Here is a 15,579-nt window from a genome sequence, read left to right on the forward strand (position 1 = left end):
TGTTGTTTCCAGTGTTTCTTGGGTGCGCGCTAATGTTTCTTTAGTTGCGTCTCGTTCTTGTTGTGTTGTTTCCAGTGTTTCTTGGGTGCGCGCCAATGTTTCTTTAGTTGCGTCTCGCTCTTTTTGGGTTGCCCTATCTTCTGCTAATTCTGCACCCATACCTTTGGCGAGCAAGCGCATTTCTTGGAAAAAAGGTTCTGCTAATTCTTCTTGTTTGTTATTAAGCAGAGCAGGATTTTCTTTCAACAAGGTCGCTGCTTGGGTTTTTAGTATCGCAATTGATTGGTATACCATGCGGTGTAGTTTTTGCGATAATTGGGTGATATTTTTAGTTTCAGCAGTGTAAATTGAACTCGTCGTTAATTCGTGTAATGCTTTAAGCATATCCTGTTGGTCACAATAAGGAACTAATCTATCGATTTGCTCGGAAAGGCTATCTAATTCGGAAAGAAGTTTTTGGGTATTAACTAACCAGCCTTCAATTGCTTGGTGTCTGATTAGTTTTTGCTCTTGTTCTTGCTCGCGCGTACTCACATCCTGTTCAGGTAATTGTTCTAACAATAGTGCGCTGTCCTCAAATTGCTTTTGGGTTTGCAGCAGCAATGCACGGCTGTGTTGATGTAAGTTAGTAGTTAAGCCATGTTCGATGGCTGTTTTAAAATGTTGAGCAATAGTTTTTTTCGCTTCGCCTAATTGTTGATTGACTGAAGCTTCTTGCAGTATTTTAATTGTATTGGCAAAATACTCATGGCAAATGCTCAGTTGCTCTTCACTTAAATTATTACGAAGGTATGTTAATATAAGGGTATTGCTTAGAGTTGCTAAGGCTTCAATTAATAAGGCAGCTTGCTCCTCTTTTTCGGTCATATCAAGAATTGTTTGTAGTTGTTTATTTGGCAGCGCTGCGCCATTCTCCTCAATTTGAGCAGCGGCTTGAAAAACATATTCAAGATTATTTTTCAACCAGGCAATTTGTTCTTCCAGCGGCTTGTCGAAAAAATTAAATTCAGCAATCGCTTGTGACAGCCACAGGTGCACGTGTTGCGTATTAACAAATGATTTGGCATCACCATGCTGGTGAATATCCGTGATGGGAATACCGCCACGTTGATGGTAGTGGACCTGACGTATTGGCCCTAATTGTCCTAATCCCGCATAACATCGTCCCGCCAGAAAAACAAAGGCAGGATAATTTTCCATAATTTTTTCATAACTGGCAAGCAGCAGCTTATCACGCTCTTTGGGAGTAGCTTGCAGGTATTGTTGGCATACCTGATTAAGCGCGTCATGTTTAGGTACCAGTTCTTCTAGAGCAAACTCGGCATCTTTATTGACATGGAATGACATAAACTCAATCCAGCGCTGCAGAACAAGATTTTGGACGGCGGAAACATCGGTTTTTTCTGCTTGAATTACTTGGCCAGTATCATCGAATTGGTTACCATCTCCTGTTCCATGACTGCCGGGGATTACTTCAAACGGCATGCCTTGAGGAATGATTACTTTAAAACAATTTGAGGTTTCATGTTGCTGCACTAATTCGATTTTTTTAGTAACAAAATCTGGTAGCGTATAAAAAGTTGATTCTTGCCAACCTACACGCGCTATCTTTGCAAAGTTGCCTCCAGGAACCGGGTCAAGTACGAAAAGATTTACTTTTAGCTGCTTAAGGCCGGTTAAAAGATTGGTTTTAAGCACTTCTTCATCTTCATGGGCGGTTGTCGTACCCGTAAGTGCGGTTAGTACTTGCCGCGTATAACTTGCGTGTCTAAAAAGAGCAATCGCGCTTGGAACGGAATTACTTTCGTTTATTATCTCCGCTAATGTTTTTTTCGGGAAGATAGTGCTTGCGGCATCTGCCTCCAGCGCTTTTTTTACACGCTCCAATTCATGGGTTAAGACGATTGCCTCAACAGCGCCACGACTAAAACCACTAAGATTTATTTCGGTTTGTCCCTTGGCAATTGCTTGGAGGGAAAGCAGTAATCCTTTGGCAATCCGATCCCCCGCTTCATCACCCATGGTATTCGGGCCATTGATTAAGTCCACCGAATCTGAATGAAACGCGTGCGCGTAATTTTCATGGCCCGCCTTAGCATGTTCTTTAAGAAAAATGCCTTCTTGCCCTAATAGCTTAGCTGTTGCTTGTGCCGCATAAGAAAAAGTTTCTCCTCTTATGTAAGGGGCAACTTTTTTTTGGTCGGGCACTGGGACAAAGTTAACGTCAGTGCCTAAAAGAAACAGGTAATAGGCAGGATTTTCTGCCTGTTCGTTTGCGCGTAATTTAGACAGTAAGTCGTTATAAAATTTTGTCATGGTTAGTTTCTAATTTAGCCGAGAGATAATTAGCCTCATTATAGCAAAAAAAAGCACCCAAAGGTCAATTAATGATCAGGTCAGGGCGTGTAAAGATTGTGTAAAGTGGGAACACCTATGATTCAGTGGGGTTTTTAGTTGATTTTTGCACTAAAATACGCGCAATTAATTGCGCAACTTTATCGTAAATTTGTATTTTATGCGACGTTGCGCGCCAAGCAACCCCGATTTCTCTGTAGGCATGCTTATTTTTTAGCGGCACGGCAACTAAATCTGTTCCGGCAAGAAGGCCGCTGTTAATGGCTAGAGTTGGTAAAAAAGTAATACCTGGTTGATGACTCACCATTTGGATTAACGTATGCAAACTGGTAGCAAAAAAATGATTGATTTTGCTACTTTCTTGCAATTCACAGGCTTGTAAGGCGTGTCCCGTGAGGCAATGTTCTTTTTCGAGCAGGAATACACTGTTTTCAGGTAGTTTGCTGATTTCTTGCTCAAAGCCTTTATGCAACCAGGTGCGTGGTAATACTAATTTAAAATAATCTTTACCTAACACTTGGGTATGAATATCTTGTGTGGGGTAGGGCAATGCCATAATAACCATGTCGAGTTTTCCTGAGGCCAAATAACTTAAGACATTATCGGTTGTGTCTTCCCTAATGAATAAGGTTAAATCAGGATAGAGCTCTTGGCACCGAGTGTGTAATTCATTTAAGACAAAGGGGGCAATTGTCGGAATAATGCCCAGATAGAATTCCCCTTGCATCAATTTACCCTGATTTTTAGCATAATCGACCAATTCATCGCTTTGTTCGAGGATTAAGCGACTTCGTCTGACAATTTCTTCCCCTAGGGTCGTGAACAAAAAAGTCTTATGATCTCGTTCTAAAAGTTGTGCTTCCAAGGTTTCCTCCAGATTGGTGATGGCTGCACTTAAGGTTGATTGACTAATGCAACAGGCTGCAGCGGCGCGGCCAAAGTGTTGGTGCTCATGCAGTGTCACTAAATAGGTTAATTGTTTTAAGCTGGTTAGTTTTCTCATCGTTTTTTTCGATTAAATTTATCTGTTTTATTCATTTTAAATAATTATACACCATAACTATACTTCAATTGAAACCTAATCGAACTGGAGAAACTTATGTTAACTGTTGGACAAAAGATACCTGAATTTTCTGTTGTCACTGTAAAGCCAGGATTTAATCAGCATGAAGAACGTGGCGAGAGTGCTTTTGAAGTTATTACGGAGCAAAGTTTTCCAGGAAAATGGAAAGTTCTTTATTTTTACCCTAAAGATTTTACTTTTGTATGCCCCACAGAAATTGTGGAATTTGCAAAATTAAATGGGGAGTTTAATGAGCGAGACACCGTCGTTTTGGGAGGGAGTACCGATAATGAATTTGTTAAACTTGCATGGCGTCGGGAACATAAAGATTTGCATGCACTGAATCAATACAGTTTTGCCGATGTACAGGGAAAATTAACGGATGGCTTTGGGGTTCGCGATGCAGAAAGTGGTTGTGCTTTAAGGGCAACATTTATTATTGATCCGAATAACGTCGTGCAACATGTTAGTGTCAATTCGTTAAATGTAGGCCGCAATCCTCAAGAAATAGTGCGTATTTTAGATGGTTTACAAACCGATGAATTATGTCCGTGTAATCGCCCTGTCGGTGGTGAAACACTTTAATCCATAACCAGGGGCTCTAGTTTATAAACTGGAACTCCTTAAGGGAGCCCTCTCATGTCAATTGAACAATTAAAACAAATCATCCCTGATTTTGCTAAAGATATTCGCCTTAACGTCAGTAACTTATTTGCTAATATTGGTCAATCAGGTTTAAGCGAAAGCCAATTTTATGGCACAGCGTTAGCCGTTGCCTACAGTCTTAAGAACAAGCTGGTTATTGAGGCTATTTTAGCTGAAGGGGAGGCCTATATAACACCTGAGTTGCGACAGGCGGCGAAGCTAGCTGCGATATTGATGGCCATGAATAATATCTATTATCGCGCCATTCATTTGACGGAAAATAATGAGCTTGCCCTTATGCCCGCTAATTTACGGATGAATGGCATGATGAATCCAGGAGTGCCTAAAGTGGATTTTGAACTATTTGCTTTGGCTGTATCGACGCTTAATGGTTGTGGCATGTGTATTCATGCGCATGTGCAGCAATTAGTCGAGGGGGCGGTGGGGAACATGGCAATTCAATCGGTCTTGCGCATTGCGGCCATACTTAATGCGTTGCTCTTAGCTATTTCTATTGAGCGCGAGCGACTATAGCCAGAGAATTCTCTAAATAAAGACAAGATACTTAAGCCAAAATCAATTGCACGAATGGCGAGCGCGGGTAATTTTTAACAAAATTCTCAGCGTTCAGGGGGAGGACTGTGGAAAAGTCCCCCCAAAATGTTCATTTCAACAGGGTTATCACAGAACTATTTTCTTACTCGGGTTGTTCAATAGAGTCTCATCCAGATTATCTGTTAAAACTTCACCTCTTGATTTCCAGAAAGCAAAGGTACCTTTGGTGTATTTAGAATAAAGCCCAAAGGACAAGATATTGAGTATGTCTTGGAAAAATCTTGCTCCTGAAGACGAACGGTGATCGGTTAATATTTTTTTGTTGTCGGTCATTATCTTTACCATGTTATCGATAGGATTTTTAGCACTTAAGGCATGAATCATATCATTTACAACGTTATATTTATGAACTGCCGCGTAAAATTTGGGATAACATTCTGAGGAGTGTTTTTCACCAATTCCTATTCCTTGTGATGTGCAGTCTAGGGATTTACCACTTTTAATCTGAGTAGAAATCATATTTATATCCAGTTCCTCGTGATTATTACGATAATGTTGTAATAAGTCATTTGGTAATGTATTAGCAAGTTTTACTATTTCCTTGCTCAAATAGTTTTTGTAGGTTTCACATTTATTGCGGAGCAGTTTTAATTTATTTGCTTCATTTAATGAATGTTCAGAAGAATAGATAACCGTGTATTCACCTTCATTGCAATGCTGACCATTTCTCATTTTTTTGCCTAAATTATTATCGAGATTGATAATATGGGAATCGAGGGGGCGTCCTCCGCAGTGCCCATGGACAAATTTAATCATATCCCCTTCTGCTGTTAATGTTTTGGGGCGCACGAGTGAGCCTGTTTGAGTATTCCATGCTAGATTATAGAGCTCCGAGTTAGGGGAAGATGCTTGCTGTACACGTTTACTTTTTACAGCTTCCTGAAATTTTTCATTAATGGCATCAATAGTCTCAGCCAACTCAATTGCTGTTGTCCCTTTATATTCAGTATTAAATTGTTTAGTAAGTTCTTCAATATTGTTCATACCTATAGGCGCATGACTGTAGATGGAAATTTCTTTTCCATCCTCACTAAGACTATAAGAAAGTGCTTTTAATGCGGGTTTATATGCCTTATCTGCACTATTCATTATCTTTTCTCGAGAGACAAGCCCCTTGCTTATAAGCTTATGCATATTTATAAGCGATTCCATCTGTTGAGGATCGCCTAGCGAGAAATCTTCTGCAAAATTTATATTTTCCAGAGCGGTTGCATCCATTTCGCTGTAGTCAATAAAAGCACCGCCATGATTTGAATACAGTATTTCTAGTGGAGTTTTTGCTTGATGCAGTTTGTTAAGAACCATCAAGGTATAGTGATCTCCGAGTCCTCTATCTCCTAATTCATCTCCGATCAACCTAATCGTCGCTTTATTATTAATATCCATCCCTTGTACGATTTGATTAAATTCATCCAGATCCTCTTTAGTGAGGCTATCTACGTCAGTGTTGTAAATTTCAACAAGCCGATTATAGTCTTCGGTGCTCATGTTGGTTACTATTCCGTGTTTTACAAGCAGGAATATTAATTTGATGGCATTACCGTGAAGATCGCCTATTGTGATACCGATATTCATATCTGCTTTATGCATTTCATCTATGATTGGACGTTGATAAATATTTACTTGCTCGTTAATATGTTGGCCAGTCATACATAATCCTTAAATTGATCAGAATGATTATATTTTAAAGCATAAAGCTTAAGATAAAATTAAACCGGTGTTTGGGATTTATCCCCATGTTGAGTGCCTACTAGTGCCCGTCAATATGCAAAAAGCAAGTAAGTCGGGATGCGTGCCGCTCTATTTGCGTTGACTTAATAATATAGCGAGGATTAAATGTTAAAGTTGAGCCCTGTTCGTGGGAGGGCATGACCGTTCACCAAGATTTTGACATCCTTCAGCGAACTAGTGCCATTTAATGCCAATCCGCCGGTTCTAAGGGAACTAAAATCCATAGCAACAGGTAGACTAATAAAGCAGAGCCACCCAGTAAGAGAAAAATAATAAAGGTGATCCTTACCCATACTGGATCTATTTTGAAATATTCGCCCAAACCACCGCATACACCAGCAATTTTTCGATCTTTACGTGACCGCCAAAGTCGTTTATAGGGCTTAGATAAGTTGTTCATTATGTGCTTTATAACCTTAAGTTAACCATTTTTTACCTTCAACCAGTCGCGCTACCAGCATACTGCTTATGCTATTGCAGGTCACATTAATCATTGTTGCTAAGGGATCAATAATAATGCTGATTGCCGCAATGGCAATTAATACGGACGGTGGAAATCCATAGACACTTAATATTAGCAATTCGCCGAGCATTCCTCCACTGGGAATTGCACCCATTACCGTGCCTACTAATAAGGAAACGCCTAGAGCCGTCAGTAATATAGAGGCACTAGAAAAAGGCAAATGAAAAATGCCAAATAAAAAGGCAATCTTAAATACACCACCAATTACCGAGCCGTCTTTATGAATAATTGAGCCCAGGGGAATGATGGTTTCATAAATTTCTGGAGCAACGCGCATTTTTTTAGTGGCTACTAAATTAGCCGGAATACTCGCAGCACTACTGCAGGTTGCAATTGCGGTGATGGCGGGAAGAAAAATATGCGACCAAAATAACTTAACTGCATGCATCTTTCCCGCAAGATAAGCATATATGCTAAAACCAAGTACAAAATAAAGGCCAGAAAATACATAGTACAGCACGGCAATGCGTAAGTAGTTTTGCATTAGTTGCGGCCCTAGTTCATTAATTAATACCGCAAAATAAGCAAAGAAACCAATTGGGGCGTAATACATAATCAGCGCAAACACGCGCATAAAAACCTCTTCGCCAGACTGTAAAAAATTAATGAAGGGTTTTCCTTTTTCATTGGTGCCTGATGCGGCAATGCCAACTAAGATGGAAAATACAATTAAGGCTAAGATGTGTTCATGGGAGAGTAATTTACTAAAAGCAGTTACCGTAAAAATCCCGGCAATTTGACTGACAATGCTGGCAGTGGCTGCGTGATTTTCGTGGGGAAAAGGCAGGGAAACTCCTTGAGCCGGAGGAAAGAGAGTAACGATAAATAGACTATAAACAGCGGCGATAATCCCTGTAAATAAAAAAACTACCGTCATATAAAAAATAATTTTACCTAATTTCCCCAACGAACCAAGACGGGCAATTGCGGCGCTGATACTGAAAAAAATTAATGGCACAATGGCGGTGAAAATTAAATTAAGAAAAATTTCGCCAAAGGGTTTTAAATAGGGCGTCAGCGCACCAAAGTAGGAACCAGCAAAGCCTCCAAGCAGAATCGATGTGATTAAGATAAAGGGGAAAATATAGGTTCCCAGGGCTTTTTTGGCGGTGGTCATGTGCTGATTTTCCTTGTGTTGGTGTATTGCCCATGTTTACCTATGGTGCGGCAATTATTGTGGTGAATCAAATTTGTTTATTTTATAGGTTATTTGTGACTTCACAACCATTCTGTGCACAGAATGGTTTTTGAGCAGCTTGGCATGGAAAAGGTCCTTGTTGAGTTAATAATTTCCACAATGTATAATAAAGGATTCTTGAAACAGCAAATAATTTAGTAAGGTCATCATGCCGGCTTCTGAGGTTAATATCATCGTCTACACGCCAACCGTGCTTCAGGCTTGGAACGTAGAATTACAAGCAAATAAACAACAAGTCAATGAACGTACTGCAGAAATTGTGGTGCAGGAGCAACGTTTAACAACATTGCAAAATTCTTTGGGGCAAAAAGATCGCGATATTCGCTGGTCGCAAACTCAGCTTGAGATGATGAGAATGCAAGATATGATGTATGCACGTAAATCCTTTCGTCATCCTTCGTATTACTATGATCCTTATGAGGCTCATTTAATTTCTGAATTAGATCGTTTATATACTGAGCGTAGACAAATTGTAATGGACATGGAGTCTTATAAAACGGCAAAGACCATAGCGCAGAGCCAAAGAAAAAAATTAAAGGGGCGTGGAACCTGGTTAACAACACACATTCTGGCTGCAGAATCATTTCTTGAGACGCTACAGAATAATCCGTCACGCTTAGTATACGAATTAAAAGACAAGCTGTTAAACGCCATTGATGATTATGAAGAGAAGCATTTCATTGGACTTTCTCCACAAGTACGCATTAGTTTGTGGCAAATTCGCCAGGGGTTCGAGCGATTAGTAATTGATACGCCTGATGTACGTGAGCAACGAATAAATTACCTAAGACTGTGTGGTTTCTTAGGCTATATTGAGACGCAAGTACGACAAGAAAATAAAGAGGAACACTTTCTTAATTGCTTAGTAACGGTTATTAATAGCACGCATGTACGTTCGCAAGACGACTTACCAGAACAGTTAAAGACTGAGAACAATGCGCGCGCGTGGTTTGAAGCAGTGCAAAACCAATATCCACTAATTTTTGCCAATAGCGAACACGATATTCTGAACACAGAACGCAGCATTTTTCAACAAGCCATGACCTTCCTCTTACATGCTAATTTAAGTCAGCAAACTGAGATGCAGCGAAAAATTATTCAAGCTGCACAAACACTGCAGGTTGAAATTGAGGGCAAAGCCCAAAGAAATGAAGCCATTGATTTTCATTTTTACACGCGTATTGCCACGAATTTAATCAATGTCTATAACAATCCTGGGGATATGCGCGCCGCAAAGCGTTTGGGAGATATGGCTGACTATGCTACCGGCGCTGCCTCGCTGAGCAAAAAAGTGTTGGGTAGCTTACTGGTTGTGGTTGGCACCTTATTAATTGGGGTTAGTACTGCTGCCTTTGTAACTTCTTTGGGCTCAAGCGCGCTCTTAAGCGCCTGGGGTTTGGCCATCGGTCTTAGCTTGCTGCAGATGCAAATTGCGGGAGGGATAGCTTTTTCCTTAACTACGGCCACTGGTGCAGGATTGACTTTTTGGGGGAGCAGTAAAATTAACGCGGGCATGCGTCAAGGATTTTCACAAGAGCTTAATGAAGTGCAAGAAATAGTACAGGCTGCGATTACCTTATAATTCCATGGCAAGATAACTGGTTTTTAGAGTGTATTCGTCATCCACACTCTATAATTTTGAGATGAATCTTTAAAAAATATTATAGAGCGATTCTTGATGTGTTGTGGTTATTCTTTTTTATTGAATTAAGATTAATTATTGATTAAGCCACTTCATGTTTAATTTTCATAGGAAATGAAAATGTATAAAAAAGGATATTTCTTTAGAGCCATGGTTTCGTCTAGTTCGTATACAACGAGCACTCCTGAATGGTGTATTCAGATTCCCTCGACAAAAGATCGAACACAGATGCATGGAATGCCTGCGGGATTAAGTGAAAGACAAGATCAACGTTTAACTAATATGGTGCATGCTATTGAGCAAATTAAAGCCGAGCATGCATCCTTACCTGTGATGACCACCGATCAAGTCAGTTTGCCCGCCGCATGGGAACAGTTATTTGCGACTATTATGCAAGGTGATAAAACTGCAGCCTTAGCTTTGTTTAATAATATTCCCCAAAGCGATGCCATTCTCCAAGCACTGCTTCTGGCGCATCCTCTTGAATATCTCCAAGAGCTGATTACCTATTGTATTGCCGCAAAATCAGCAGGCACGTTGGCTTTAGAATCAGAAATTACTATTACTCCAGGAGCTTTTGCTGTTCTGGTGAAAGATATTGCAACAACATTATTTCATGCGGCAAAAGTCCACTTTTCTTTTGGTTTGCCGACGCATCATGCATTTAGCCGCGGTGGAAGTGGTTTTTGTATTGTGGATAAAACTGCCATGTTAATCAAATATCGCGCCCAAACCTACGGCTCGCCTTTAAAGTTTATCATTGTGGGTACCGATGTAAATCGCGATAACGGCTTGAGTCATGATTTAATGGAGTCTGCATCGGAGCTTGATATTTGTCACGTTGATGTTTTTGACTCTCAGGTTTATCCATACCAGGATCATCGGTTTATACGTCGTGAATTTAATAGTCTTGGTACCGATGCTGGCCAGAAAATCAAATGCTGGAGCCGTGGGCAAATGAACTATTTTGCCGTTGACTTAAGTCTTACGCCCCGAGGTCCTGGTGCTGCGCATGCAGCACTTCTATTTGCCTTACAGAAAATAGAGGAGCAAATTGTCAGTGCCGAAAAGAGCGAGCAAAAAGTAATGCTCATTTTACCTACTGGTTGGGATTCTCATCAAGATGAAACCGCGCCCTGCGGTAAATCCATTCATGGGCGAACCATGAGTGTGGCAGAAGCACAAAAAACGCGCTTTAGTGATCAGGATTTAACTTATTTTTATGAATGCATATTTGCGTTGTATCATGAGCATAAAAAGTCTATTGCCAGTATTTATTGGGGGTTGGAAGGGGGGTACAACCGTCCGATGTATGAGCGGCAAATTCAACTACTGATGTCGATGGTGTTGGCACAATTGCTGCCGCAGAATCTAAACCAGAATGAGCCGGGCGCGCTTTCTTAATGCAAGGTTGGGTTGTAAAACCCAACCTCAATAATATTTACGGTAAATAATAATAAGGATTAGGTAATTTAAATCCTTTTTCGGCATAACCACCTTTTAAATCACTGCATTGATCGCCAATTGTCGCAACAATGGTGTAACCTTGTTCCGTAATGAGCTTACGGGTATACGATTTAAAGGGAATAATGGATTTGTGCATATAGTGATTCGGGCGTAAATAAAGCCCTGCCCATTGTTTATAGCCGGCTTTCATTAAATTCTTTTGGGTTGCGTTACGTTCAGATTGATGTCTTCCGGTTACAAAAAATACCTTAACTCCGTGACGGATGGCGTCTTTATATAATGCGAGTGTGGGTTTAATCGCAGGTGCATTGGCGGCCATGATGTCTTGATGGTATTGCTCCTGTGTACCCGTAAAATCACGCTTAGCCATGTACTTATAATTGGATAAACTGGTTTCGTCGATGTCCAAAACAATCGCCAATTTTTGCTGCGGTTTTTGCTTTTGGTTGCTTATCGCCTGATGCACGATGAATTGCTGTGCCTTATGGATGACTTGTGCTAACTCTTTTTGATAAAGACCAGAATCGTGATAATTTTTGATTTCATTTTTGACAATGGTCAGATTTGGTGGTTCAGAAAAAACTGCGGTGGAAAAAAGCAGGGTTGTACCCAGTACCACAAGTGATAATTTATTGAGAATTTGCTTCATTACATATCCATCTTTTACAGATGTGGGGCATTATATAATGGCAACTGCCTTTGTCAAATGAAGCGTTTTTTCCTTTCCTCAGTTATAATGCCTTTTTATTTTGTTTAAATTGCCCTTCCTATGCATTTAAAGCAATTGAAATTAGCGGGTTTTAAATCCTTTGTTGATCCTACCGTTGTCTATTTTCCGAGTCAATTGGTTGCGGTAGTTGGTCCGAATGGATGTGGAAAATCCAATATCATTGATGCCGTCCGTTGGGTTATGGGGGAAAGTTCTGCCCGTAACTTACGTGGCGAATCGATGACAGACGTTATTTTTAATGGCTCGTCTAATCGCAAACCTGTAGGACAAGCTTCAGTTGAATTAGTTTTTGACAACAGTTTAGGGCGTTTAACCGGGCCTTTTGCAAGTTATGGGGAAATTTCGGTAAAGCGCGTGGTTACTCGCGATGGGGATTCTGCATATTATATGAATGGCAGTCGTTGTCGCCGTAAAGACATTACCGATATTTTTCTTGGTACTGGTGCGGGCGCGCGCGGTTATTCGATCATTGGTCAAGGTACCATTTCTCAGTTAATTGAAGCAAGACCAGAAGATTTAAGAGTATTTCTTGAAGAAGCTGCTGGGGTTTCCAAATATAAGGAACGTCGCAAAGAAACCTTGCAACGCATTGCCCATACTCGCGAGAATCTAACCCGGATAGCCGACATCCGCGATGAGCTAGACAAACAATTACAACGTCTGGAGCGCCAAGCGAAGGCTGCTGAACGGTATTTGATTCTTAAAGAAGAAGAACAATTATGCCGCGCTGAAATCATGGCCTTAAAATGGCAGGATTTGATGACTCAGCAAGAAGTAAAACAACGTGAATTGCAGGATTTGGCAGTAAGTCATGCCCAACACCAAAGCGTGTTAACTAAGGCAAATACTGAGCGTGTTGTGGTGAATGAAAAACTTCATGATGTGGATGAGCAAAGCCAACAAATTCAGGCCGTTTTTTATCAGTTGGGAACCGAAATTGCGCGTTTGGAAGAAACCATACAACAACAGGTACGTGAAAAGAAACGCCTCGAGCAGGATCAACAGCAAATGCAAGAAGATTGGCAGATTGCTGCCGCACAATTGAAACAGGATCAAGAAGAGCTACTTAGTTGCCAGCACAATGCTGAACATTTAGAAGCGCAATTAGCACGCTTAAAAACACAATTTAAAGAACAAGAAGAACACTGGCAGGATGCACAAAAGCAACAAACGCAATGGAATTTACGCTGGCAAGAAGTGCAAAGCCAAGCCAATAATTTGCAAAAAGAATTCCATGTCGCGCAAGTAAATGCCCAACATCTGGAGCAAAAGCAACAACAAACTCTGGTGCGACTAGAAAAACTTAAATTAGAGCAAGAATCCATTTCGCTAAATGAGTTACAGCAAACTAAACAAAATTTGGATGAACAACGCGTTAAATTAGTAGAAAATCAACAATTTGATGCGCTGCAATTAAAACAAAGCCAAGAGCATGTCAAGCAATTACGTACCCAAGTTCAGACAAGCGAACAACAACTGCATCAGCTGCAAGATGATTTTCATCGTGCAAACAGTGAGCATGCAGCATTAACTGCAGCGCAACGTGCCGCAAGACAGGGAATGCAAAGCAACAAACATGGTATTAAAGACTGGGCTGATAAACCGCGATTAATGGATGTGTTACAGGTTGAGGCCAAATGGCAAGGAGCGTGTGAGCGCGTACTGAATGATGGGTTGCATGCTTATGTGCTGGAAACCTTTGATGAGTTATGGTCACAACGTGAAGCCTGCGAACGCCAAGGGGAAAGCATTGTTACTCTGAGGACCATAAATGACCAAGCAACCGCTCATCCTCGTCTTGTTGATAAGATTCATGGCGATATTCCCGCAAACGCGTATCCCTTGGAGTCTATTTTTGCGGCAGAGCATTTTGATGAAGCGTTAAGTTGGTTGCCCGATTTATTAGCTCATCAATCCATTATTACCCCAGATGGTTTTTGGTTAGGGCAGGGATGGGTAAAATTTGCGCATCCACAAGAACATGATGAGTTAGGCTTGTTGGCGCGCCAGCAAAAAATTACGGATCTTGCTTTGGTCGTAGACAAATTGCAGCATGAAATTGCAACGTTGAGAATGCAACGTGATCAATACCACCAGCAATTGCAAAAAGGTGTTGCTGACTGTGAATTACAGCAACTTAATGTTAATGCCAGTGACGACGCATTAAGAACCAATAGCGTTGCCTTAAGCACCAATGAGCAAGCTATTTTGCATGCTGAAAAACTTGCCACAACTTTGGCGGCAGAGTGTGAAGAATTACAAATGATTCTTGAAGAAACGGCTGAAGAATACTTAATGATTAAAGAACGCTTACTCGATTTGCAAAGTCAATGCAGCGATTATGAGTTTCAGCTAGAGCAATGCACGCAGGAAAAACAAGAGTGCTTGGATGCGTTGGCGGGGCACAATAAACAAGTTGAAACAACACGGATGGCTCTGCATCGTGCTGAACTAGAAGATGATCGGGAAAAAAATAAAATACAGCAATTGGTTGAGCGCATTAATCGCGAACAAGAACGTCTCGATATTTTACAAGAGCGTTTGGAGAGTTTGGCTATGCAGTGCTTGCAGACTAAAGAGCCGGGAGCACAGCTTAATGAGCAATTGGACCGGCAATTACTAAGGCATGCTGAAGTCGAGTTGCAATTGACTATGAGTCGCGAGCAGGTATCACAATTACGCATGGAACTTGAAGATCTTGAGAAACATATTTTAAATTGTGATTTCGAAGTGAAACGCATACAAGAACTCATTGGTCAGGCACGTATGCAAGAACAGGCATTAGCGGTACGCGCAAGTTCGGTGCAAGAGTCATTGGATGAAATGGGTTTACAAGCGCCGGCCTTATTGGTACATATACCTGAAGGGACTACGCAAAGTATCCGTGAGGATGAATTAATTGCCTTAACCGATAAAATCAAACGCCTTGGTGCGATTAATTTGGCGGCAATTGACGAATTTTCTTGCGAACAGCAGCGTAAAATTTATCTTGATGAACAGCATAATGATTTAAGTGGAGCCTTGGCAACCTTAGAAACTGCAATTGAGAAAATGGATAAGGAAACACGCTTACGTCTTGAAAATACCTTTGATGAGGTGAACACGTCGTTTAAAGCCCTTTTTCCTCGGCTTTTTGGTGGCGGCAGAGCGCAACTCGAATTGACTTGTGAAAATCTGTTAGAAGCTGGTATTGTAGTAATGGCACAACCACCAGGAAAACGAAACAGCACGATTCATTTGTTATCGGGCGGAGAAAAGGCGATGACAGCGGTGGCCTTAGTCTTTGCCATTTTCCAGTTAAATCCGTCACCTTTTTGTATGTTGGATGAAGTGGATGCGCCTTTAGATGATGTGAACGTTGGGCGCTTTTGCGCTATGGTAAAAGAAATGTCACAATCCGTACAGTTTCTCTTTATTACACATAATAAAGTAACTATGGAATTGGCAGATCACTTAATGGGGGTAACTATGCGTGAGCCAGGGGTTTCTCGTTTAGTTGCGGTTGATGTAATGCAAGCTTTGGCTATGGAGTAAATGATGCAGGCAAATTGGAGCTTAATTCTTAATGTCCTCTTGTTAATTGGGGTAATTGTGGCAATTGGTCGCTTAA

11 protein-coding genes are annotated in these 15,579 nt (G+C 40.9%); 5 read left to right on the top strand and 6 right to left on the bottom strand.

Going from position 1 to position 15,579, the window contains the following annotated elements; all coding sequences use genetic code 11:
• Positions 1–2,316, bottom strand: a 2,316-nt coding sequence (locus LDG_RS15465; protein ID WP_040536208.1) for a hypothetical protein, incomplete at its 3' end; no start/stop codon positions are given.
• Between the two features lie 115 nt (positions 2,317–2,431).
• Positions 2,432–3,358 (bottom strand): hydrogen peroxide-inducible genes activator, encoded by a 927-nt coding sequence (locus tag LDG_RS15470; protein WP_006872377.1) that lies wholly within the window; start codon positions 3,356–3,358, stop codon positions 2,432–2,434.
• A 96-nt stretch (positions 3,359–3,454) separates the two neighbouring features.
• On the opposite strand from LDG_RS15470, the gene LDG_RS15475 reads away from it, so the two are divergent.
• The gene (locus LDG_RS15475) at positions 3,455–4,003 is read left to right on the top strand and encodes a peroxiredoxin (RefSeq protein ID WP_006872378.1); all 549 of its coding nucleotides are present in this window, start codon (positions 3,455–3,457) and stop codon (positions 4,001–4,003) included.
• A 54-nt stretch (positions 4,004–4,057) separates the two neighbouring features.
• Positions 4,058–4,597 carry a carboxymuconolactone decarboxylase family protein gene (locus tag LDG_RS15480; protein ID WP_006872379.1) on the top strand — a complete coding sequence of 180 codons (540 nt, stop codon included), beginning with the start codon at positions 4,058–4,060 and terminating at the stop codon, positions 4,595–4,597.
• 147 nt (positions 4,598–4,744) lie between these two features.
• Here LDG_RS15480 and wip read toward each other — a convergent pair whose 3' ends face one another.
• The 3 genes from wip to LDG_RS15495 form a co-directional block, all read right to left on the bottom strand.
• On the bottom strand, positions 4,745–6,328 hold the full coding sequence (gene wip, locus LDG_RS15485; RefSeq protein WP_006872380.1) for a Dot/Icm T4SS effector Wip: 1,584 nt from the start codon (positions 6,326–6,328) through the stop codon (positions 4,745–4,747).
• Positions 6,329–6,593: 265 nt separating this feature from the next.
• Positions 6,594–6,809 carry a PspC domain-containing protein gene (locus LDG_RS15490; RefSeq protein WP_040536211.1) on the bottom strand — a complete coding sequence of 72 codons (216 nt, stop codon included), beginning with the start codon at positions 6,807–6,809 and terminating at the stop codon, positions 6,594–6,596.
• A gap of 16 nt (positions 6,810–6,825) precedes the next feature.
• Positions 6,826–8,049 (bottom strand): dicarboxylate/amino acid:cation symporter, encoded by a 1,224-nt coding sequence (locus LDG_RS15495; protein WP_006872382.1) that lies wholly within the window; start codon positions 8,047–8,049, stop codon positions 6,826–6,828.
• A 229-nt stretch (positions 8,050–8,278) separates the two neighbouring features.
• On the opposite strand from LDG_RS15495, the gene LDG_RS15500 reads away from it, so the two are divergent.
• Positions 8,279–9,712, top strand: a complete 1,434-nt coding sequence (locus LDG_RS15500) for a hypothetical protein (protein ID WP_006872383.1) — start codon at positions 8,279–8,281, stop codon at positions 9,710–9,712.
• A 180-nt stretch (positions 9,713–9,892) separates the two neighbouring features.
• Positions 9,893–11,176, top strand: a complete 1,284-nt coding sequence (locus LDG_RS15505; protein WP_040536214.1) for an arginase family protein — start codon at positions 9,893–9,895, stop codon at positions 11,174–11,176.
• A 37-nt stretch (positions 11,177–11,213) separates the two neighbouring features.
• Here LDG_RS15505 and LDG_RS15510 read toward each other — a convergent pair whose 3' ends face one another.
• On the bottom strand, positions 11,214–11,888 hold the full coding sequence (locus LDG_RS15510; protein WP_006872385.1) for an HAD family acid phosphatase: 675 nt from the start codon (positions 11,886–11,888) through the stop codon (positions 11,214–11,216).
• A gap of 120 nt (positions 11,889–12,008) precedes the next feature.
• On the opposite strand from LDG_RS15510, the gene smc reads away from it, so the two are divergent.
• Positions 12,009–15,503 (top strand): chromosome segregation protein SMC, encoded by a 3,495-nt coding sequence (gene smc / locus LDG_RS15515; RefSeq protein ID WP_006872386.1) that lies wholly within the window; start codon positions 12,009–12,011, stop codon positions 15,501–15,503.
• Positions 15,504–15,579: the final 76 nt, after the last annotated feature.

The organism is Legionella drancourtii LLAP12 (assembly GCF_000162755.2).
GTDB lineage: Bacteria > Pseudomonadota > Gammaproteobacteria > Legionellales > Legionellaceae > Legionella > Legionella drancourtii.